This is a genomic window from Mycobacterium sp. 4D054 (genome assembly GCF_052245755.1).
In the GTDB taxonomy this organism is placed as follows: Bacteria; Actinomycetota; Actinomycetes; order Mycobacteriales; family Mycobacteriaceae; genus Mycobacterium.
This window is the reverse complement of the sequence record NZ_JBQQCF010000022.1, coordinates 46,000-67,300: the sequence shown is the minus strand read 5'-3', so window position 1 is coordinate 67,300 and position 21,301 is coordinate 46,000. Positions and strand designations below refer to the sequence as shown.

Below are 21,301 nucleotides of genomic sequence, written 5' to 3'. Positions count from 1 at the left end.
CCCGCGGCGATGCACTCTGCTGTCCGCAGTACCCATTCCGGTCCCGCCTGCCCTGCCCTAACTGTCTCCGGATGTGGCCACCGGCGCGAGGTGTACCGGGCCGTCCGGAATCGGGTCGTCCTGCTCGCCTTTCGCGAGTAGCGCTGCTTCCCAGGGGTGTTCCCCGTTCTTACGCCACCACGCCTGCCCGAGCGCCGGTAGAGTGTCGATCGGATCGAAGTACGGGTACACCCGGCTGAGTGCGTCCGGGTCGCTGGCCTCCAGTCCAGTGCGATAATTCTTGCTCCAGTAGGAGATCCCGAGGTTCCGGTCGTACCGGACCACTTGGTGCACCCACCGCTTCCCGACGTAGGGCACGTCGCAGACCACCCGTGGTGTCGCGAAGCCAGGTAGGTACCCCATGATCGCCAGCTGCAATCGCTGGGCCTGCGCGAGCGAGGTCCGCCAGTGTTCGGCGTTCGGGATCATGTCGCACATGTAGAAGTAATAGGGCAGTATGTTCGCCTCCCCCTGCAGCGCGAAACACAGATCCAGCAGGTCCGAGGTGGTGGCGTTGACGCCGCGCATCAACACTCCCTGGTTGCGGACGTCGCGCAGCCCCGCGTCGAGCAGTCCGCGGGTGGCGGCCGCGACGAGCGGAGTCACCGACTGCACGTGGTTGATGTGTGTGTGCATCGCCAGGTTGACCCCGCGGGCTGCGGCAAGGCGTGCCACGCGATGGACTCCGTCAACCACCTTGAGCTGCATCCAGTGTTGTGGCAGCGCGGCCAGCGCCTTGGTCGCCAGCCGGATGTCGCGGATCGTGTCAATCTGAAGTAGCTGCGTCACAAAAGATTCCAGGCGAGGCCAGGGCACGTTGCCGACGTCGCCGCCCGACACCACCACATCACGCACCGTCGGGGTGGATCGAAGGTAGTCCAGCATGCGATCTTGCCGGTCAGCCGGTTGCAGCGTGAGCCGAGTCTTGGTGACCGTCGCTGTGGAGTTCCCGATCAGGTCCATCCGCGTGCAGTGCCCGCAGTACTGCGGGCAGGTCGACAGCAGCTCGGCCAGCACCTTGGTGGGATAACGATGTGTCAAACCCTCGACGACCCACATGTCGCTCTCGTGCAGGGAATCCCGCTCGGCGTACGGATGCGAGCACCATTCCGAGTGCCGGTCGCTGAGGACCGGGAGCATGTACCGCCGTATCGGGTCGGCGTAGAACGCCTCGGTGAATCCCCGGTCTGCCGGATTGCGTTCGGGGGTCATGGTGTTGAGCATCTGCGGAGGCAACAGCATCGACATCGTGGACCGCTGCTGCTGGTCGGCCGCGAGGTCGGCGTAGAACCGCTCGTCGAGCAGATTGCCAAGAACCGCCCGCAGTTGCCCGATGTTCTTGATCGAGTGTGCGCGTTGCCACTGCGGGTCCTGCCACTCGGTGTCGGTGACGGTGGACCAGCCCGGGTAGCGGCGCCAGTCCGGCTCGGCCAACAGCCTTCGCACATAGGAATACGGTTGCTCCGCCACCGCGGTGAATCCGCTGTCCTCGGGTTCGACGAGTGTGGTCATCGCACCAGAGCCTTTCCTGAATCGGTCGCCGCAGCGGCGATGTCCGTCAACTCGGCCGCAACACGTTGCCCCGACCTGATCGCGCCTTCCATCAACCCGAAGAACTCCAGGCTGGTCTCCGTGCCCGCCCAGTGGATACGGCCGTGGGGGTGGGTCAGCGTCGGCCCCAGCCGCAGCCAGTCGCCCGGGCCGAAGAGCGCGGCGTAACAGCCCCTGCTGTACTTCTCGGCCAGCCAGTCGGTGACGGTGCACCGCGCGGGCGCCGGCAGGTCAGGGAAAAGCCTGCGGGTATGGGCCAGCGCCGCGGTCAACTTGTCCGAAGACGACAGTCGCGAGAACGCCGTTGCCGCCTCACCGGTGACGAAACCCGTGAGAACTCCGGCTGATTCGTCCGGTGGCGAATCGTCGACGGTGGAAAGCAGCGGCCCGCCGGTGCTCACCGACCAGCCGGACAGTCCGCGGTCCCGCCACACCGGCGCGGGAAACCCCAGTTGCACCTTGATCGCACAACCGCGACCGGTGACCTCCGACGCCCGTGGCGCCGGCAGACCCGGCCGGAAGTCGATCCGCTGCGCGAGCAGCGGCGGGAGGGCCACGACCACCCGGTCGGCCCGATGGGTCGAGCGCGCACCGTCGGAGTCCGACACGCAGCGCACCAGCACACCGTCGTCGTCCTGTTCGATCGCGTGCACCGGCTGCTGCAGGTGCACCCGGTCGCCGAGCTGCGCTGCGAGTGCCTCACACAGCAGATGTGAGCCGCCGTCGATCCGCCACTGCTGGGCGCCACCCTCGAACGCGTTGAGATACCTGATACCGCCGCCGGATCGGAGGTAAAAGGCCATGTGCAGCGCCGAGATCGCCGCCGGGTCGGCGGCCATCATCTCCCCGAGGAACAACGGGAAGAACGTGTGCGCGTCCGCACGTATGTCCTCATCGGCCAGCCAGCGCGCTGCTGAGATCCGGTCCAGCTGTTGCGCACCGGGTGTCAGCCAGGGCGCATCGGGGTGTACCCGCTCGACGAGATCCTCGAGCCGGTCGAAGAGATCACCCAGCGCGATCGCGTTCAGCGGGGGCACCCGCCCCGGCGAGGTGGAGCGTTGGTCACCGATCAGGAAGGTGCTCTCCCCCGCCATCGCCGTGGACGCGAGCTTCAGGCCGTGCCGGTCGATCAGTCTGAGCAGTTCGGTGTGCCGGACCCCGAGGTAGGCGGCACCTCCGTCGCCGACGGCGCCGTCTGCGACCGACACCCCGTGCATCCGGCCGCCCACGCGGTCGCGCGCTTCCAGCACGAGGACCTCCGCCCCGTCGGCTGCCAACTCGACTGCGGCGGTGAGTCCGGCCAGCCCGGCGCCGATGACGACGACGCGCATACCTCCGGCACTCACGACGTCACGGCCGCGGTGAGATCGAAAAGCCCCTCCGGCGTGGGATAGTCGACCATGTCGTCGTAGGTCAACTCGATCCCGAAGTCCCGCGCGATCGCACTGAGCACCCTGGTCGCCAACAGAGAATCGCCGCCGAGCTCGAAGAAGTCCGAGTGTTCGTCCACCTCGGGGATGTTCAAGACCCGACGGAAGATTCCGGCGATGTGTTCGGCGCTCATCGGCGTGCTCCTTTGTTGTTGCTGTCCACTACGGCACGCTGCGTCGCAGCGCGGTCGACCTTTCCGCTGGCCGTGTACACCAGCTCTTCCACGAACCGGACCCGGCTCGGCACGAACTGTGAAGGCAGACGCTCACCGAGGTATCGCTTGAGATCCCCGCCGGTGACCTCGCGGGTCGCCACCACGTAAGCCGTCAGTGCCGTTCCGCCCAGTAACCGTTCTCCGACCACCACCGCTCGGCTGACCGCCGGGTGAGAGGTCAGTTGCATCTCCACCTCAGCGGGGTGCACGCGCACGCCGCGTACCTTGACCTGCTGATCGGCGCGGCCTCGCGAGTAGAGCAGGCCGTTCTCCCCGCGGACGACGACATCGCCGGTGTGGAACCATCGCTGCGGTCCGTCACCGTGATCGGCGACGCGGAACGCGTCGGCCGTCAGGTCCGCTGCCCCGAGGTATCCGGTCGCCAGGCCGGGTCCTGAGATCAGCAGCTCACCGTCATCGGTGACGTGGTCGCGCACATGTGGTAGCGGTCGGCCGATAGGCGCCTCGGCGTCCCCTGCGGCGAGGCGCGGTTCGGCGCCGCGACCGCTCAGCTGCACCGCATGGGTGATCATCGTGGTCTCGGTGCACCCGTAGGTGTTCAGTAGCCCGATGTGCCCGGTGTCGAGGTCACGCCATTGCCGTAGCCGGGTCGGGTCGACCCGCTCACCACCGATGACCACCAGCCGCACACAGTCCGGCAATCCCGCATTCCCGTCGTTGAGAAAGAGCACGAGCTCGTGCCAGAACGCCGTGGGCAGGTCGAGCACGGTGATCTCCTGCTCGGCGAGCATGCGCAAGAACGTCGGAAACGATCCCGTGTGCGCGCGGTCGTCGAAGACGACTGCGGCCCCGGCGGTCAGCGCGGGCAGCATCTCTTCGAGGCAGGTGTCCCATCCGAGGGACGAGAACTGGAGAACACGGTCGTCCGGCGTGAGAGCGAACAGATTCTTCAGCGCACGCACCGTGACCGTCAGCGCCTTGCGAGACACGGCCACCGGCTTGGGCGTGCCGGTGGAGCCGGAGGTGCACAGCACGTATGCGGCATCGGTGCCACGCCACCGCGGCACCGGTAGCAGTTCGACCTGCGGCCCGTCATACGAGCTCTGCTCGGCGGCGACCAGCCGATCCACTCCCAGTACGGTGGCGATGATCTTCCGGCGGCCTGCCGGGGAAGCGGCGTCGACCGGGCAGTAGGTCGCGTCGGCCTGCAGGATCCCGAGCAGGTGCTGGGCTGCGGACGGATGGTGCGAGACAAGTACGCCAATCAACCCTGACGGGCTCTTGGCGTCTCCCAGATGCCCGACGTCACAACGGGATGCGGTGATCCGCACCGCCTTGGCGAAGTCGCGGTAGTCGGTGGTGACGCCGTTGTGGACGACGGCAGCCCGGTCCGGCCAGCGACGGGCCGTGGCGGTGAAGTCGGCGACCACGTCGGCCGGCTCGGACTCACGCGCGCCGGCGACGCCGGCCAGGGGTGTGCCGTGGCGCCTCATTCGACTGTCACCGACTTGGCCAGGTTCCGCGGTTTGTCGACGTCTCGTCCCAACGCCACCGCGAGGGTCCGGGCCAGCACCTGCAGCGGTATGGTCGCCGCGATCGGGCCCCAGGGTGCACCGAGCTCGCCGAGGACCGGCACCGAGCTGCCGGCGCCGCCGATCGTGATGACGCGGCCGCCACGGGCCGCCACCTCGGCGATGTTGCAGGCCAGTTTCGCGTCACCGTTGTCCACGACGACGACGGGGGTGCCGGGTCCGACCAGAGCCAGCGGACCGTGCTTGAGCTCGCCGGCCGGGCAGTGCTCGGCCCACCGGTAGGTGAGCTCCTTCAGCTTCAACGCACCCTCGGCGGCGTACGGCACACCCGACCCCCGAGCGATGAAGATGAACCCGGGGGCTGACACGAGGTCTTCCACGATCGGCGGTATCAGGCGACGGGCACCGGCAGCGGCGGCAGCGAGCTGGTCCGGCACGCGCCGAAGATCGTCGACGATCCTGGCAGCCGTATCGGCCGGCAGCCGGTCCATGGCCACCATCGCCGAGATCATCACGGCCGCCCCCGAAATGACCTGGCACACGAAGGTCTTGGTGGCGGCCACCCCGATTTCCGGACCCGCCGAACAGTCGACGACCGCATCCGCCAGCCGCGACAGCGTCGAGTGGGTGCTATTGGTGAGCGCGAGGATGCGTGAGTCGCGCAGCGCGCGGGACTCCATCGCGCGCAGCACGTCGGCGGTCTCCCCGGACTGGCTGATGGCCATGGTCAGCTGGTCGGCGTCGGCGACGTCCGCCGCGGCCTCGCTGGCGATGGTGGCGGCCACCGGCAGAGCGCCGACCGAACGTACGAGATTGCCGATCACGTTGCCGGCGTTGAGGGAAGTGCCGCATCCGACGACACGCAGGCGTTCGAACGGCGGAAGGCCCATTCGGTCCCAGAGCGCCCCGGTCGCGATGTCCGGCGCCAGGCCCTCGATCAGGAGTGCCGCCGCTCCCGGTTGTTCGTCGATTTCCTTGGCCATGTAATCGGCGTAGTCGTGCAACTCCACATCGCTGCTGCGCCACAGGCACCGGTTGGCGGCGGGTGGCGATATGAACACTCCGGAGCGGCACCATCGGTCGGTGTCCAGTTCGACGATGTCACCCTCATCGAGGACCCGGAACTCGTCGGCCCAGTCGGCGACTGCCGCGATGTCGCTTGCAGCGAAGTCCCCGTGATCAGTGTGGGCCACCAGTAGCGGAGATCCGTTGGCCGCGAAGGCGATACGCCCGGTGCGCTCTTCCAGAACGGCAAGCGCCCAGGATCCCTCGGCCCTGGCGAGCGCTTTCTGTACGGCCTGCACGAGATCTTCTTCGGCGAACCTCTCGTCCTCGATGAGGTGGCACAGCACTTCGCTGTCCACCGTGGTGGCGAAGATATGGCCGGCACCGGTGAGTTCGGCGCGGAGTTGGTCGGCATTCTCGATGATGCCGTTGTGCACGACGCTGATCTGCCCTGTGCAGTCGGCGTGAGGGTGTGCGTTGCCCGGTGTGACCGAGCCGTGTGTCGCCCACCGCGTGTGCCCGATCCCCGCTCCGTTGAACTGGGGCCCGTTCCACTTTCCGAGCAGTCCGTCGAGATCGTCCATCCGGCCGGTCGTCCGCAGGCGGACGACCTCACCGTCGGTGGTCTGCAGTGCCACGCCCACCGAGTCGTATCCGCGATACTCGAGCCGCCGCAGGCCCACCCGCAGGTACTCGACCGCCGGCCGGTGCGTCCGGCACGCAATGATTCCGCACATCACCGAACTCCTTCGGAACGGTCGATTGGTGGGGGATCCCGAAATCCCGGCATTCGTTTCACGGACAGACCGTCCTGAAAACCTGATACCGACGACACAAGGTGTTGAACATCCCCCGCAAACACATTTCAACTATCTGGCCCGCGACATCTTTGGTAAATGGGCCATGGGAGCGATTTCCCGCCTGTGCCCCGGGCTGAACCGGGGACTAGTTCGGTCGTAGACCCTGCACGGTGCACACGTTGCGCGCGATCGCTGCCGCTTGCTCGCGCGAGGTGACACCCAGCTTGTTCAGCACACTGTGTACATGGTTCTTCACCGTGTGCACGGCGATGCAGAGACTCTCCGCGATTTCACGGTTCGCCATCCCGGCCTCGAGCATGCGGAGGATCTCGATCTCGCGGGCCGTCAAGACGACCTCCTTCGACGGTGGGCGGCGCTGTGCGGCCAGGGCCGAAAGCCGCCGGAGCAAAATTCCGGAAACGCTGGCTGGACAGGATGATTCCCCGGCAGCAACCCTGCGGATCAGCATGAGAAGGTCGTCGAGCGATTCATCGCGCATGTGGTATCCGACCGCGCCTGCTTCCGCGCATTCGACGATCACGGACTCATCGTCCTCGGATACCCCTATGACGACCACTCGCGCCCCGGGTTCGATTTTCAATATCTGCCGCAGCAACGTGGAGCTGTCGTGAGTCGCCATGTTCAACAGGATGACCTGGGGAGGCGTCGCGTCGAGTTCTGTGAGGAGCGACGCCAGATCCCAGGCCACCTCGGTTGTGACGCCACTGTGTCGTCCGCTCAAGACGCCGACCAGGCACTCACGGTAGAGGGTGCAGTCGTCGACGACCAGCACTCTGGTGTCGTACCTGGCGGTGGCGCGCTGATGGTCACTCGGGAAGATTCCCCCGACCGCGACACCCGCGTCGAGGTCGAGCAGCCGCGAAGTGGTCGAATTCGCGGCAAGGCAACGGAAATCATCCATGTCGCCGCTCCGGCGGTCGAAACTCTCGCGACTCGGTCAGCGGTCGGCTCCCGATCCGGTGCCACCCTGGAAGCCGATGCGCACCGAGACAGACACGGTGACAGTGGGTTTGGCTCACAAACTTGTCGGGAACCCGCTTGACATCCGACTCATGGTTCACGCCACAACTATCGGCGCAGGCTACCCCTGCCGTATATGGGCCATCAGAACCAATTTTGACTAGGCCCGGATCCAGGACCATCGTATGGTTCTCGATCCAGATCCAGATCCTGGGACAGGGCAGCCGCTTCCGCGCGAGAACTGACCCCGAGCTTGGTCAGCAGGCTGTGCACATGACTTTTGACGGTATGGACCGCGATCGACAGGTGGTCGGCGATGTCCTGGTTCGAGCGGCCCAGCCTGAGCAGGCGAAGGATCTGGATCTCCCGCGACGTAAGACCCGGATTTCTGACGATCCGGCGCGGTCGACCCGCAACTGAGGACGCGCGCCGGAGAAGTACTGCGGAGACCTCGGCGGGGCAGACGATCTCGCCCCGCGTGACTGCGTTGATCAGGATCAGGAGGTCTGTCAGCGAATCCGCTCGCATGTGGTAGGCCGCCACTCCGGCCTCGGCGCACGCGACAAGCACATCTTCATTGTCGCCCGACGCGCCGACCGCGATCACAGGCGCCCTCGGGCTCAGGCTGGTGGCGGCCCGGAGGAACGTCTGCACACCGATCGTGGCGAGATTGAGCAGGATCACCAGTGGCGAAACCGCTCCGAGACTCCCGATGAGAGAAGGCAAGTCCCAAGCCGTGCGGACCGGACGCACCCCGTTTGCCTCCAGCGCCGACGCCAGCGCGTCCCGGTAGAGCGCGCAGTCATCGATGATGAGGACGTTACCGGGGGCAGCGTGCCGTCGGTCACCGTTGGCCGATGGACCTGTCATGTCTGCCACGCTCGGAGGACACCATGCCTCAATCGCTCGTCGTATCGCCGGATGGACCGTTGTCTTCTCCGGATGAGGGGGAGTCACCACCCCCGGTAGACGTACCGTCTCCGCCAGTGGTGGAGCCCTCGCCGTCACCGTTTGTCGACCCGCCGGACGTCGAGCCCTCGTTTCCAGACGATGAACCGCCGGCCGAATTCCCCTCTTGGCCGGACGAATCTCCGTCGTCGACCTCGTCGGAGTCCCCGTCCGGATCGGAACCGGCGCCCGGTTCCGGGCCGCCGAACGGCCCGCCCGGATCGCCCCCGCCCGAGGGCGGAGCCGAGGTCGGCACCGGATCCGGCACGTAGCTCGGAGGCGCTTCCGTGGGCGTCGGAGGCGCTGAATACGTTGGGGGCGTGTATGTCTCAACGGGCTCCGGTGCAGGCGCAGGTGGCGGCGGCGGGGGTGGAGGAGGCGGTGGAGGTGGTGGAGGAGGCGGTGGTGCCATCGCCGTGTGGGTGGCCGGCCCCGGCAAGTCGGAGGCCACCGGGGCAACCGACCGAGCGGGTGTCGGGACCGGCCCTGACACGGGCGGCGTCATCGCGGCCACGGCTTCGAGTGACACAGTGAGCCGGTGAAAAACCCCGAGATCGACGAACTTCGGCATCATCCGGCCCAACACCGGAGACAGTTCGTCGAGCACCTGGACCGGCAACCGGTGCAGCAAGGCGTTCAGATAGAGCAGCCACTCCGCCAGCATCCTGGGCGAAAGCGCGATTCCGTTTCCACCCCCTCCGCCTCCACCGCTGAATCCGCCGAACATGGCGACCCGAAGGTCCAGCACGTCCGTGGGATCCGCCTGGATCCCGACAGCTTCTAGCACGTCCTGCAACCCGTAGGTTTCCACCAGCGTCGCGAACGTGTTCGCAGGCACGGTAACGGGCATCTGCGCAAGGATCTGCGCTACCTGCAGCAGGTCGGCCAGGCCGGTTTGTCTGAGCTCGGCGGCGTGCTTGACGGATATGGATTCGACGCGGACCGGAAGGCCGAATGCTCGGTCGAGGGCGGGAAGCTCGAGCATGCCGAAGATGGGTACCTCGTCGGGAGCGGGATACAGCGAGGCACTGAATGCCAGTCCACCCGCGACAAGCGCCGCGATCAGCGAGCGGGTCGATCTCCGGCCGCTGTCGAGCGATCCCTCGTCTCTGTCTGACATGCCGCCCCTCCTGGTCTGTCGAGCCGGGAGGAGCTGCCGTCAGCTTGGGCACGGAATCGCGGTGGCCCGTGTGCTCCGCCCTGCTCTACCAACTATCAACCGGGCTGTGGCGCAACGTACATGGACCGATGGAGCGATTTTCGGCTCTGGACCTTGCCTAGTTCCCGCTGACGCAGGACGGTCGCGGTCGTGTCCGAAAGTGGGCCGCCGCCTCGCCGCGGGACCGGACACCGAGCTTGTTCAACACGCTGTGAACATGGTTCTTGACGGTGTGCAGAGTGATATACAGCTCATCCGCGATATCTCGGTTGGTGAGCCCCATGTCGAGCATCCGCAGAATCTCCATCTCGCGGGTGGTCAGATCCGGTTCCGCTGGACCGGATCGTTCGGAGGCGATGGCTGCCAGACGTCGCATCAGCACGGCGGTGATGCTCGGCGAGCACGACGACTCCCCCGCCGCGACATCGCCGACCACGGTGAGCAGTTCGCCGAGGGACTGTGACCGAAGGTGATATCCGGCGACCCCGGCCTCGGCGCATGCGATGATCTCGGACTCGTCGTCATCCGCGACGCAGGCGGCGATCACCTTGATCGACGGCGCCGCCTGCCGTATTGCGGCCAGCATCGCAAGGCTGTCGCGCGTCGTCATACTCAACAGGACGATCTGCGGGGCCGAGTCGGCTGTCGCCACGCGCAGGGAGGGCGCATCCCATGCCATGGTCGGGCTCGCGCCGTCCTCGCGCAGCACGGACGCGAGATTCTCCCGCTGGAGAGTGCAGTCGTCGATGATCAGAATCCGGATCGCGGCACACCCGGACCGACCGCGGTCACCGACGCCGATGTCCGTTTCCTGCGGCTTGGCGATGCAATCGATCGTGTTCCCCAGATAAGCCATCGGATGCCCCCGCTCCGCTGTCGACGTGCCGCCGTACCGGGACATGTCATCCCCCCACCATTGCCCCTGTAAGACCCCACCCCGCGTAACAACCCCGCCTCGGGGAAATCCTTCGGCGCTGCGCTGACGGCATGGACAATTATGGGTGTTTGCTGAAATCTCCGTCAAGCGTAAATTCGGCCGAACCTGTGTAGTAGTCACGAAGTCAAAGAGCCAACCGGCCGATCCTCAGGCAAATCAATCAAGTTGTCCGAGGTGGCGCTATGTCCACCGCTTTGTTAGGTGATCGCGCAACGTGGTCCTACGCACGGGTTTGACCGGCAATGAACGAGGCAACCGGTGGCCGTGCCCACCACCCGGGGTTGAGCCGAGGTCCGATGCAACGGTAGGAAAGAGTTAGCTGCTGCTGTGGGTGTCAGCCGAGGATGAGCCCAGAGGTGGGCACCCCGGTTCCGGCGGTGACCAATACGTGTTCGACCCCGGGCACCTGGTTCACCGACGTCCCGCGCAGCTGGCGCACACCTTCGGCGATGCCGTTCATGCCGTGGATGTACGCCTCGCCGAGCTGCCCGCCGTGGGTGTTGATCGGCAGCCGACCGCCGATCTCGATGGCCCCGCCGGCGATGAAGTCCTTGGCCTCACCCTTGGCGCAAAAACCCAGCTCCTCGAGCTGGATCAGGGTGTACGGCGTGAAGTGGTCGTAGAGGATCGCCGTCTGGATGTCCTCGGGGGACAACCCACTCTGCTCCCACAGCTGGCGACCGACCAAGCCCATTTCTGGCAGCCCCAGCTCCTCGCGGTAGTACGAATACATGGTGAACTGATCGGCGCCCGCGGCCTGGGCGGCCGCCTCGATGACCGCGGGCCGGTGCTTGAGATCCTTGGCCCGCTCCGGGGTGGTCACCACGATGGCGACACCGCCGTCGGTCTCCTGGCAGCAGTCCAGAAGCCGCAACGGCTCAGCGATCCACCGGGAGTTCTGGTGGTCCTCGATGGTGATGGGCTTGCCGTAGAAGTGCGCCTGCGGGTTGTTGGCCGCATGCTTGCGGTCGGCGACGGATACGGCGCCGAAATCGGCACTGGTGGCGCCATATTCGTGCATATACCGCCGGGCGATCATGGCGACCGAGGCTGCGGGTGTGCTGAGGCCGTGCGGATACGACCAGCTGTACTCGACACCACGCGAATCGGCGTTGACAGTCAGGCCGGTCATCACCTGACCGAACCGGTGCTCGGAGCGCTCGTTGAAGGCCCGATAGGCGACCACCACCTCGGCGACGCCGGTGGCGACCGCCAGCGCCGCCTGTTGCACGGTGGCTGCGGCGGCGCCACCGCCGTACCCGATCTGACTGAAGAACGTCAGCTCGCCGATCCCGGTGGAACGGGCGACCGCGGTCTCCAGGTTCGAGTCCATCGTGAAAGTCACCAGACCGTCGACGTCGGCGGGTGACAAGCCGGCGTCGTCGAGCGCGTCCAGCACAGCCTCGGCGGCCAGACGTAGCTCGCTGCGTCCCGAGTTCTTGGAGAAATCGGTCGCCCCGATACCGGCGATCGCAGCCTTGCCGGAGAGGCCGGTCATGATTCTGCCCCCATAGATAGTGTGGCCGTGGCGATGACGTGATTGCCGAGGCTGTTGGCACCCACCACCTTCACGGTAGCGACACCGTCCTCTACGGCGGTGACCTCGCCGGTGAAGGTGATGGTGTCGTAGGCGTACCACGGCACACCGAGGCGCAGCCCGATCGACTTGATCCGCGCGGACGGTCCGGCCCAGTCGGTCAGATAACGCTGCACCAGACCGGTGTCGGTCAGGATATTGACGAAGATGTCCTTGGATCCCTTGGCCTGCGCCTTGTCCCGGTCGTGGTGCACGTCCTGGTAGTCGCGGGTGGCGATCGCCGTGGAGACGATGAACGTCGGGTCACCATGGATCTTCAGCTCGGGCAGCGTGGCGCCGACCTCTAGGGCAGGTGAGGTCATCGGGCCGGCTCCCACGCGTACAGCGTCCAGGCGGGGCTGATGTCACTGTCAGGGAAGTCGATGAACGTTGCGCGCACGGGCATTCCGATCTGCACTTCGCTGGGGTCGATGTCGCGCAGCTCGCCGAGCATGCGCACGCCTTCGTCGAGTTCGACCAGGGCTATCACGAACGGCAGCCTGCGGCCAGGCACCTGGGGTGCGTGGTGCACCACGTAGCTGAACACGGTGCCGGTCCCGGCGGCCACCACGTAATCGGACTCCTCGGTCGGTTCCTTGTAGTCCTTCCACACCGCCGGAACCGGAGGGTGCTGTAGCGTGCCATCAGGGCGGCGTTGGATGCGCAGCTCATGGGCGTTGACGCCGTCCCAGAAGAACTGAGTGTCCTTCGACGAGGCGGGCCGCATCAGTTTGTCCGGGTCCAGGTCGTCCGGCACCGCCGGGTTGTCCCCGGCGCGAGGCCGGAATTTCATGATGCGCCAGTTCATCTCGGCGACGGGCTCGCCGCCGGCGACCGTCCAGGTGATGAGCTGGTTGATGAAGTAGCCCTCGCCAAGGGCAGTCTGCTTGGGGCCCACCACATCGGTGATGTCGGCGTGGATGGTCAGTTCCTCGCCCGGCTGCACGTACCGGTGATAGGTCTGCTCGCAATTCGTCGCGACCACGCCGACGAAGCCGGCATCGTCGAAGAGCTGCATCATCTTCGACAACGGATCGTCGTCGGAGCGGCCCTGACCGAGCCCGCCCATCGTCCACACCTGGATCATCGCCGGCGGCGCCACGATACCGGGATGCCCTGCTGCCCTCGCGGCTTCCTCGTCGACGTAGATCGGGTTCTTGTCACCGATGGCATCCACCCAGTGATGAATCATCGGCTGGTTCACAGGATCTCGACCGTTGCGCGGTTCGCTCTTACCGGCCGCCTTGATCTCCTCGATACCGGCCTGCAGGTCACTCACCGCGGAACCCTCGGCACTCTCAGACCCGACGCGGCGATCATCTCGCGCATCACCTCGTTGACACCGCCGCCAAATGTGATGACCAGGTTGCGCTTGGTCATCTTGTCCAGCCAGTCCAGCAGCCGGGAGGTCTCCGGATCCGCGGGATTGCCGTACGTGCCGACGATCTCTTCGGCCAGCCGGCCGACCTCCTGGATGCGTTCGGTCGAGAAGACCTTGGTGGCGGCCGCATCCGCGACCGCGATGGTCTCCCCCGATGCTGCGACCTGCCAGTTGAGCAACTCGTTGACTCGCCAGATCGCCTTGATCTGGCCGAGGAGTCGCTTGACGTCGCCGTGATCGAGCGGGGTCGTGCCGTCCGAGCCGGGTTTGGCCGCCCATGCGTGCACCTGGTCGTAGATCCCGGCGATCCGCCCGGCGGGGCCGAGCCCCACCCGCTCGTGGTTGAGCTGGGTGGTGATCAGCTTCCACCCGCCGTTCTCCTCACCGACGAGCATGTCGGCGGGCACCCGCACGTCGTTGTAGTACGACGCGTTGGTGTGGTGTGCCCCGTCGGACAGGATGATGGGCGTCCACGAGTAGCCCGGGTCCTTGGTGTCGACGATCAGGATCGAGATGCCCTTGTGCTTGGCGGCTTCCGGGTCGGTGCGGCACGCCAGCCAGATGTAGTCGGCGTCGTGGGCACCGGTGGTCCACATCTTCTGCCCGTTGACGATCCACTCGTCTCCGTGCCGCACCGCCGACGTCCGCAGCGATGCAAGGTCGGTGCCGGCCTCGGGCTCGGAGTAGCCGATCGCGAAATGGATGTCGCCGGAAAGGATTCCAGGAAGGAATTTCTTCTTCTGTTCCTCGGTGCCGTGCACCTGCAACGTGGGGCCCACGGTCTGCAGTGTCACCATCGGTAGCGGCACATCGGCACGGTTGGCCTCGTTGACGAAGATCTGCTGCTCGACCGGGCCGAAACCGAGGCCGCCGTACTCCTTGGGCCAGCCGACCCCGAGCTTGCCGTCCGAGCCCATCCGCTTGATCACCGCGCGGTAGGCCTCGTTGTGCCGGTCGGACTCCATCGCGGCCGCCTCATCGGGGGTGATGAGCGTCGAAAAGTATTCCCGCAGTTCGGCTTGCAGCTTGCGCTGTTCCGGCGTCAGTTCGATGTACATCTATTGTGTCCTGTCGCTTCCGTCGCCCAGGCCGGCTCCCACCAGATCCAGACGGTGTGACGGACCGCCCAGCAGCCGGGTCAGGTCTTTGATCGACGAGTAATAGCGGTCCATCGGGTAGGTGATGTCCATCCCCATACCGCCGTGCAGGTGATGACAGAGCCGCATCGCCGGCGGAGCCTGGGAGGTCAGCCAGAACCCCAGAACCGCCAGGTCCTCCTCGACGTCGAGACCTTCGCTCAGTCGCCACATCACCGAGGTGGACAGCAGAGAGATGGTCCGCGAGGCGATGTAGACCTCCGAGAGCTGGGCGGCGACGGTCTGGAACGTCGACAGCGGCCTGCCGAATTGTTCGCGGGTGGCGACGTAGTCGGCGGTCAGTCGCAGCGCACCGGCGACCAGGCCGGCGGCGAACGCGCCGACTGCCGCCAGCGCCAGCTGGTTGACCCGGTGGGCGGTCGCCCGGTCGAGCACGTCGTCGTCGGCGACGGCGACGTCGGTGAACGTCAGCACGTACTCGTCCGAGCCGTTCGAGGTCGGTGTCCTGGTCGCTGTCAGACCGCCGGCATCCGCGGGAACCACCACGACGCCGCCGTCGGTGGTCACCACCACCCAATCCGCCTGTGCGGCATAGCCAACCGCAACCTTGGTGCCGTTGAGCTTTCCCGCGGCGAGTGTGACGGCGGGCCGGTCCGGCAGCTGTGCGCCGGGCTCGTTGAGCGCCAGCGTCACCACCGAGCCCTTGCCCACTCCGGCCAGGTAGCGGTCCTGCTGGGCTTGCGAGGCCAGGTCGAGCAGCACCGCGGTCGCCCCGAGTGTGACGAGCGCCGGGCTGACCGTGCCGTGCCGGCCGATCTCGGTCAGCGCGGTTGCGATCTCTGCGAGACCCACACCGTCACCGCCGAGTCGCTCCGGCACGCCCAGCGCCGTCACTCCGCCGGAAACCAAAGCCTCCCAGGTGTTGTCACGCTCGAGCACCGACGTCACCACATCGGCGACAGCCTGCTGCCCCTCGTCCGGACTGAAATCCACCGACTCCTCCTTGAGCCCTAATGAACCTGTCGACGCGTCAGTGCTGCACGGGGCACTTCTGCCCGGTTGCCGGCTCGCCGGCGCCGGTGTAATCCACCTGCCAGTGCTTGATTCCATTGAGCCAGCCGGACTTCAGCCGCTCGGGCTCACCGATGGGCTTCAGATCGGGCATGTGGTCGGCGACGGCGTTGAAGATGAGGTTGATGGTCATCTTGGCCAGGTTCGCGCCGATGCAGTAGTGCGCACCCGTCCCACCGAATCCGACGTGCGGATTGGGGTTACGCAGGATGTCGAACTTGTCGGGGTCCTCGAAGACCTCGTCGTCGAAATTGGCCGAGCGGTACGACATCACGACGCGCTCGCCCTTCTTGATCTGCACGCCACCGAGCTCGGTGTCTTGCAGGGCAGTGCGCTGGAAGGCCGACACCGGGGTGGCCCAGCGGACGATCTCGTCGGCGGCGGTCTCGGGGCGTTCCTTCTTGTACAGCTCCCACTGCTCGGGGTTCTGCGAGAACGCGATCATGCCGTGGGTGATCGAGTTGCGGGTGGTCTCGTTGCCGGCCACGGCGAGCATCACCACAAAGAAGCCGAACTCGTCGTCGGAGAGCTTCTCACCGTCGATGTCGGCCTCGATCAGCTTGGTGACGATGTCTTCGGTCGGGTTGGTGGCCCGCTCCTCCGCCATCTTCATCGCATAGGTGATCAGCTCGAACGAGGACATCGCCGGATCGACGTCGGCGTACTCCGGATCCTCGCCGGCGGTCATCTCGTTGGACCAGCGGAAGAGCTTGTCGCGATCGTCCTGCGGGACGCCGAGCAGTTCGGCGATGGCCTGCAGCGGCAGCTCACAGGACACCTGCTCGACGAAGTCGCCGGTACCCTCGGCCGCCGCGGTCTCGGCGATCTTCTGCGCGCGCTGGCGCAGTTCTTCTTCGAGCCGTCCGACGGCGCGCGGGGTGAACCCACGCGAGATGATCTTGCGGAGCCGAGTGTGCTGCGGGGCGTCCATGTTCAGCAAGACGGCCTTCTGCAGGTCGATCGCGTCACGGGTCATGTCCTTCGGCCAGACCGGGATCGCCCCGTCTGGGGAGCTGCCGAAGATGTCGTTGCGCTTGGACACCTCCTTGACGTCGGCGTGCTTGGTGACGAGCCAGTAGCCCTTGTCACCGAATCCACCCGTTCCGCCGGGCACGTCGACCCAGTGGATAGGCTCGGACTTGCGCAGTTCGGCGAGTTCCTCAACCGGCAACCGCTCAAGGTTCAGGGTCGCGTCGAGGAAGTCGAAATCGGGGCTGATCGGACATGAGTTCGGGCCGGGCATAGGGGAGCACTCCTCAATTGCAACGTGTTCTAGTGCCAGTAAAACATGCCTCCACCGCAGATGAAAGGCACGACGGCATCGCTGCTTGTCAGACTAATGAAACGTGTTCTAGCCTGACGCAATGGGTAACCCTGTCATCGTTGAAGCCACCCGCAGCCCCATCGGCAAGCGCAACGGATGGTTGTCCGGCCTGCACGCCACCGAGTTGCTCGGCGCGGTTCAGAAGGCACTCGTCGAGAAGGCCGGCATCGACGCCGGCGACGTGGAGCAGATCATCGGCGGCTGCGTCACCCAGTACGGCGAGCAGTCCAACAACATCACCCGCGTCGGCTGGCTGACCGCCGGACTGCCCGAGCACGTCGGGGCCACCACCATCGACTGCCAGTGCGGCAGCGCCCAGCAGGCCAACCACCTCGTCGCCGGCCTGATCGCCGGCGGCGCCATCGACATCGGTATCGCGTGCGGCATCGAGGCGATGAGCCGCGTCGGGCTGGGCGCCAACGCCGGCCCGGACCGAAGCATCATCCGCGCGTCGTCGTGGGATATCGACATGCCCAACCAGTTCGAGGCCGCCGAGCGAATCGCCAAGCGGCGCGGCATCACCCGCGACGACGTGGACGCACTGGGGCTGGCATCGCAGGCCAAGGCCAAGCAGGCCTGGGCCGAAGGCCGATTCGACCGCGAGGTCTCCCCCATCTCCGCGCCGGTGCTGGACGAGAACAAGCAGCCGACCGCCGAGTGGGCCCCGGTGACCCGCGACCAGGGTCTGCGCGACACCACCGCCGAGGCGCTGTCCTCCCTCAAGCCCGTGATCGACGGCGGCGTGCACACCGCGGGTACGTCCTCGCAGATCTCCGACGGCGCCGCCGCGGTGCTGTGGATGGACAGTGATGTGGCCAAAGCGCATGGCCTGAAGCCGCGTGCGCGGATTGTCGCGCAGGCCAATGTCGGCGCCGAGACCTACTACCACCTGGACGGTCCGGTCCAGTCAACCGCCAAGGTGCTGGAGAAGGCGGGGATGAAGCTCGGTGACATCGACCTGGTCGAGATCAACGAGGCGTTCGCGTCGGTGGTGCTGTCCTGGGCGCAGGTGCACGGAGCCGACATGGACAAGGTGAACGTCAACGGCGGCGCGATCGCGCTCGGACACCCGGTGGGCTCCACCGGTGCCCGGCTGATCACCACCGCGCTGCACGAGCTGGAGCGCACCGGCAAGGGAACCGCACTGATCACCATGTGCGCCGGCGGCGCTCTGTCCACCGGCACCATCATCGAGCGGATCTAGGTCCCATCCGGTGATCACCGACGCGGACCGCATCGCCGCCGCGCAGGCCTACATCAACGCGCTTGCCAGCCACCGGGCGCACGACGTGCCGTTCGCACCGGACTGCACCCGTGTCGAGGTCGGCCTCAAGACCGGCTTCTCCGGAAAGCACCTGCGCCGCAGTCTCAATCGGGGTCTGCAGTACCGGGTGATCCGAGCCGTGACGACACCGGAGTTCACTGTGGACGGTGACACCGTTCGGGCCCGTTTCGAACTGTCGACGAAACCCACCCTGGCGGGACGCCGCGTTGGCGCCCGCGTCGACGAGACGTTTCTGATCCCGGCCGACGACCCGTCCGGGCGGGCGCAGATCCACCACATCAACGCCTCGATCCGCCCGTTCCTGACCCGATAGGATCCCGTCATGGTCGACGCGCCCAAACCCCTGAGCCCGAAGCAGGTCGAGAACCTCAACTCGAAGGCGGTCGGCACCGGCATCAAGTGGATGTCGAAGTTCAACACGTGGGCGTACAAGGCCACCGGTGGCCGGATCGGCTACAAGTGGCGCGGCGGATCCAACCGGTTCAGCGCGCCTCCCCCGGTCGGCATCCTGACGACGATCGGCCGCAAGTCCGGCGAACCGCGCGAAAGCCCGTTGCTGTTCCTGCGCGAGGGTGATCGCGTCGTGCTGGTCGCCTCGCAGGGCGGCCGGGCGACGAATCCCATGTGGTATCTGAACGTCAAGGCGAATCCGCAGGTGACGTTCCAGATCAAGAACGAGAAGCTCAAACTGATTGCCCGTGAGGCGACTGACGCCGAGCGCGACGAGTACTGGCCGAAGCTCGACGCGATGTACCCGGACTTCGCGAACTACCGGTCCTATACCGACCGTAAGATCCCGATCCTGATCTGCGACCCCGAATAGTCCTGTCGGGCGGTCTGCTGCTGAGTCATCCGCTGACCAACACGGCATCACCGTCGATCCCGAACCGTCGTTTCTGACCAAGACCTTCGTCAACGTACGCGAACTGATCACCGCCCCGCAGACTGCCGTCCACAACATCAGGAAGGCGTTCGCGACCGGCGATCTGGCGGTGATCTCCGACTCCTTCGTACAGGCTGTCGTCGAGGTCGTACTGGCACCGGTGAGATTCGTCGCCGCAGTCGCCCCACCAAGAACACCGCTACCGAGGACACCGTCACCCACGCGGATGCGCCGAAGAAACGACACCGCGACGGTGGCGTCTGTGGATGTGGATGCGGAGGAGTCCGGCGCCCGCGAGGCTGACGTGGCCGAGTCCGAGTCCCCTGCGCCCGACACCGATGACATCGACAGCGGCGCCGCGGATCCTGTGGGCGCCGAGGCCGCCTGATCCCTCAGGCGCCGTAGACCGGCACCGGTGTGCGCGCCTTGGCCAGTAGGTCGGAAACCACGGGCCCCAGCTCGGCAGGATCCCATCGGGCGCCCTTGTCGATCTCGGGGCCGTGCGCCCAGCCTTCGGCGACGCGGATCTTGCCGCCCTCGACCTCGAACACCCTGCCGGTGACATCGCGTGACTCGACACTGCCCAGCCACACCACCAGCGGCGAGATGTTCTCCGGCGCCATCGAATCGAAGTCCTTGTCCTGGGTGGCCATCATGTCGGCGAACACGGTCTCGGTCATCCGGGTGCGCGCCGACGGGGCGATCGCGTTCACGCTCACGCCGTAGCGGCCCATCTCGGCGGCGGCGACCAGCGTCAGCGCCGCGATACCGGCCTTGGCCGCGCTGTAGTTGGCCTGACCGACGCTGCCCTGAAGTCCCGCACCGGAACTGGTGTTGATGATGCGCGCGTCCACGGTCTCTCCGGCCTTGGACTTGGCCCGCCAGTATGCGGCGGCGTGCTTCATCGTCGCGAAGTGCCCCTTCAGGTGCACCGCGGTGACGGCGTCGAACTCTTCCTCGCTGGTGTTGGCGAACATCCGGTCGCGCACGATGCCGGCGTTGTTCACCAGCACATCGAGACCGCCGAAGCGCTCGACCGCCGTCTGGATCAGGCCCTCGGCCTGCGCCCAGTCAGCCACGTTGGCGCCACTGGTGACCGCTTCCCCACCGGCGGCGACGATCTCGTCGACGACTTCCTGGGCGGCACTGCCGCCACCTGCCGGCGACCCGTCGAGTCCGACGCCGATGTCATTGACCACGACGCGCGCCCCCTCGGCGGCGAACGCCAGCGCGTGCGCCCTACCGATTCCGCCACCAGCACCCGTCACGATCACCACGCGGCCGTCGAGCAGTCCCATTGTTCGTTTCTCTCCTTACTTGATGTCGGCAGTGGTGGTCGACAGGTAGTGCGGCGGTTCCCCGCCACCGTGCACCTCCAGCGACGCACCGCTGATGTAGGACGCCGCTTCGGAGGCCAGAAACGCTGTGGCCCAACCGATGTCCTCGGGTTTGGCCAGCCGCCCCAGCGGCACGTTCTTCGATATCGCCGCGATCGACTCGGCGTCTCCGTAGAAGAGCTCCGACTGCTCGGTCTCCACCATGCCGACCACGACAGAGTTCACCCTGACCTTCGGCGCCCATTCCACGGCCAGCGTCGCGGTGAGGTTGTCGATGCCGGCCTTCGCGGCGCCGTACGCCGCGGTGCCGGGAGTGGGCCGATGCCCGCTGACGCTGGAAATGTTGACGATCGAGCCGCCGGCAGGCTGGCGCTGCATCACCGCGTTGGCGTGAGTCGAGACTGACAGTGCGCCAAGAAGATTCAGTTGCAAGATCTTGGCGCTGAACTTGGCCGACGCCTCCGCGGCCAGCACGTAGGGAGACCCGCCGGCGTTGTTCACCACCACGTCGAGCCGGCCGTGGTCGGCCACGATCCCGTCGACCAGATCCTTGACCGACTCATCCTCGCGGATGTCGCACGGCCGGAATTCATACGGGGATCCCTCGACCGGGCGGCGCGCGCACGTCACCACGGTGGCGCCCTGGTCGGCGAAGACCTTGCTGATGCCGGCACCCACGCCGCGCACCCCACCGGTGACGAGCACGATGCGTCCGGCCAGGCCCAGCGCGATGCCGCTGCGGGCACTGTCGACGGCGTCAGTCACTGTGCTAGCGTACCAAGCAAGTGC

At 66.4% G+C, this 21,301-nt stretch carries 21 protein-coding genes; 4 read left to right on the top strand and 17 right to left on the bottom strand.

Features of this window, described 5'->3' with window-relative positions; all coding sequences use genetic code 11:
- Positions 1 to 57: 57 nt before the first annotated feature.
- From ACTWP6_RS17130 to ACTWP6_RS17060, 15 genes are all read right to left on the bottom strand, one after another.
- Positions 58 to 1,551 carry a KamA family radical SAM protein gene (locus ACTWP6_RS17130; RefSeq protein WP_443188320.1) on the bottom strand — a complete coding sequence of 498 codons (1,494 nt, stop codon included), beginning with the start codon at positions 1,549 to 1,551 and terminating at the stop codon, positions 58 to 60.
- Positions 1,548 to 2,936, bottom strand: coding sequence for a flavin monoamine oxidase family protein (locus ACTWP6_RS17125; RefSeq protein WP_443188319.1), 1,389 nt, complete (start codon positions 2,934 to 2,936; stop codon positions 1,548 to 1,550). The genes ACTWP6_RS17130 and ACTWP6_RS17125 overlap by 4 nt, the downstream gene beginning before the upstream one ends.
- Positions 2,933 to 3,154, bottom strand: a complete 222-nt coding sequence (locus ACTWP6_RS17120) for an acyl carrier protein (RefSeq protein ID WP_260755512.1) — start codon at positions 3,152 to 3,154, stop codon at positions 2,933 to 2,935. The genes ACTWP6_RS17125 and ACTWP6_RS17120 overlap by 4 nt, the downstream gene beginning before the upstream one ends.
- Positions 3,151 to 4,689 carry an AMP-binding protein gene (locus ACTWP6_RS17115; RefSeq protein WP_443188318.1) on the bottom strand — a complete coding sequence of 513 codons (1,539 nt, stop codon included), beginning with the start codon at positions 4,687 to 4,689 and terminating at the stop codon, positions 3,151 to 3,153. Before ACTWP6_RS17115 ends, ACTWP6_RS17120 begins: the two co-directional genes overlap by 4 nt.
- Positions 4,686 to 6,470, bottom strand: coding sequence for a glutamine--fructose-6-phosphate transaminase (isomerizing) (gene glmS / locus ACTWP6_RS17110; protein ID WP_443188317.1), 1,785 nt, complete (start codon positions 6,468 to 6,470; stop codon positions 4,686 to 4,688). The genes ACTWP6_RS17115 and glmS overlap by 4 nt, the downstream gene beginning before the upstream one ends.
- Before the next feature lie 208 nt (positions 6,471 to 6,678).
- A complete protein-coding gene (locus tag ACTWP6_RS17105; protein WP_443188316.1) occupies positions 6,679 to 7,455 on the bottom strand; it encodes a LuxR C-terminal-related transcriptional regulator in 777 nt (258 codons plus the stop codon).
- 203 nt (positions 7,456 to 7,658) lie between these two features.
- On the bottom strand, positions 7,659 to 8,384 hold the full coding sequence (locus tag ACTWP6_RS17100; protein WP_443188337.1) for a LuxR C-terminal-related transcriptional regulator: 726 nt from the start codon (positions 8,382 to 8,384) through the stop codon (positions 7,659 to 7,661).
- Positions 8,385 to 8,412: 28 nt separating this feature from the next.
- The gene (locus ACTWP6_RS17095) at positions 8,413 to 9,582 is read right to left on the bottom strand and encodes a hypothetical protein (protein WP_443188315.1); all 1,170 of its coding nucleotides are present in this window, start codon (positions 9,580 to 9,582) and stop codon (positions 8,413 to 8,415) included.
- A 157-nt stretch (positions 9,583 to 9,739) separates the two neighbouring features.
- Entirely contained in the window at positions 9,740 to 10,522 is a 783-nt protein-coding gene (locus ACTWP6_RS17090; protein WP_260755517.1) for a LuxR C-terminal-related transcriptional regulator, read from the bottom strand.
- A gap of 370 nt (positions 10,523 to 10,892) precedes the next feature.
- Positions 10,893 to 12,056, bottom strand: coding sequence for a lipid-transfer protein (locus ACTWP6_RS17085; protein WP_260755518.1), 1,164 nt, complete (start codon positions 12,054 to 12,056; stop codon positions 10,893 to 10,895).
- Positions 12,053 to 12,457, bottom strand: coding sequence for a MaoC family dehydratase (locus ACTWP6_RS17080; protein ID WP_260755519.1), 405 nt, complete (start codon positions 12,455 to 12,457; stop codon positions 12,053 to 12,055). The genes ACTWP6_RS17085 and ACTWP6_RS17080 overlap by 4 nt, the downstream gene beginning before the upstream one ends.
- Positions 12,454 to 13,413: a bifunctional MaoC family dehydratase N-terminal/OB-fold nucleic acid binding domain-containing protein gene (locus ACTWP6_RS17075; protein ID WP_260755520.1), complete on the bottom strand. Its 960-nt coding sequence runs from the start codon at positions 13,411 to 13,413 to the stop codon at positions 12,454 to 12,456. The genes ACTWP6_RS17080 and ACTWP6_RS17075 overlap by 4 nt, the downstream gene beginning before the upstream one ends.
- Positions 13,410 to 14,573, bottom strand: a complete 1,164-nt coding sequence (gene fadE29, locus ACTWP6_RS17070; protein WP_260755521.1) for an acyl-CoA dehydrogenase FadE29 — start codon at positions 14,571 to 14,573, stop codon at positions 13,410 to 13,412. The genes ACTWP6_RS17075 and fadE29 overlap by 4 nt, the downstream gene beginning before the upstream one ends.
- Positions 14,574 to 15,605, bottom strand: a complete 1,032-nt coding sequence (locus ACTWP6_RS17065; protein WP_443188314.1) for an acyl-CoA dehydrogenase family protein — start codon at positions 15,603 to 15,605, stop codon at positions 14,574 to 14,576. It abuts the gene before it with no gap.
- A gap of 37 nt (positions 15,606 to 15,642) precedes the next feature.
- Positions 15,643 to 16,926, bottom strand: a complete 1,284-nt coding sequence (locus ACTWP6_RS17060; protein ID WP_260755523.1) for a cytochrome P450 — start codon at positions 16,924 to 16,926, stop codon at positions 15,643 to 15,645.
- Positions 16,927 to 17,047: 121 nt separating this feature from the next.
- Here ACTWP6_RS17060 and ACTWP6_RS17055 point away from each other — a divergent pair, with 121 nt between their 5' ends.
- The 4 genes from ACTWP6_RS17055 to ACTWP6_RS17040 all read left to right on the top strand — a co-directional run bounded on the left by ACTWP6_RS17055 (position 17,048) and on the right by ACTWP6_RS17040 (position 19,563).
- On the top strand, positions 17,048 to 18,211 hold the full coding sequence (locus ACTWP6_RS17055; RefSeq protein WP_260755524.1) for a steroid 3-ketoacyl-CoA thiolase: 1,164 nt from the start codon (positions 17,048 to 17,050) through the stop codon (positions 18,209 to 18,211).
- Positions 18,212 to 18,221: 10 nt separating this feature from the next.
- Positions 18,222 to 18,605: a hypothetical protein gene (locus ACTWP6_RS17050; protein WP_260755525.1), complete on the top strand. Its 384-nt coding sequence runs from the start codon at positions 18,222 to 18,224 to the stop codon at positions 18,603 to 18,605.
- Positions 18,606 to 18,614: 9 nt separating this feature from the next.
- Entirely contained in the window at positions 18,615 to 19,115 is a 501-nt protein-coding gene (locus ACTWP6_RS17045; RefSeq protein WP_313901344.1) for a nitroreductase family deazaflavin-dependent oxidoreductase, read from the top strand.
- A 322-nt stretch (positions 19,116 to 19,437) separates the two neighbouring features.
- Positions 19,438 to 19,563, top strand: a complete 126-nt coding sequence (locus tag ACTWP6_RS17040; protein ID WP_260755526.1) for a hypothetical protein — start codon at positions 19,438 to 19,440, stop codon at positions 19,561 to 19,563.
- Between the two features lie 4 nt (positions 19,564 to 19,567).
- Here ACTWP6_RS17040 and ACTWP6_RS17035 read toward each other — a convergent pair whose 3' ends face one another.
- Together ACTWP6_RS17035 and ACTWP6_RS17030 are read right to left on the bottom strand one after the other, a co-directional pair.
- Positions 19,568 to 20,473, bottom strand: coding sequence for an SDR family oxidoreductase (locus ACTWP6_RS17035; protein ID WP_260755527.1), 906 nt, complete (start codon positions 20,471 to 20,473; stop codon positions 19,568 to 19,570).
- A 15-nt stretch (positions 20,474 to 20,488) separates the two neighbouring features.
- The gene (locus ACTWP6_RS17030) at positions 20,489 to 21,277 is read right to left on the bottom strand and encodes an SDR family oxidoreductase (protein WP_260755528.1); all 789 of its coding nucleotides are present in this window, start codon (positions 21,275 to 21,277) and stop codon (positions 20,489 to 20,491) included.
- Positions 21,278 to 21,301 lie beyond the last annotated feature (24 nt).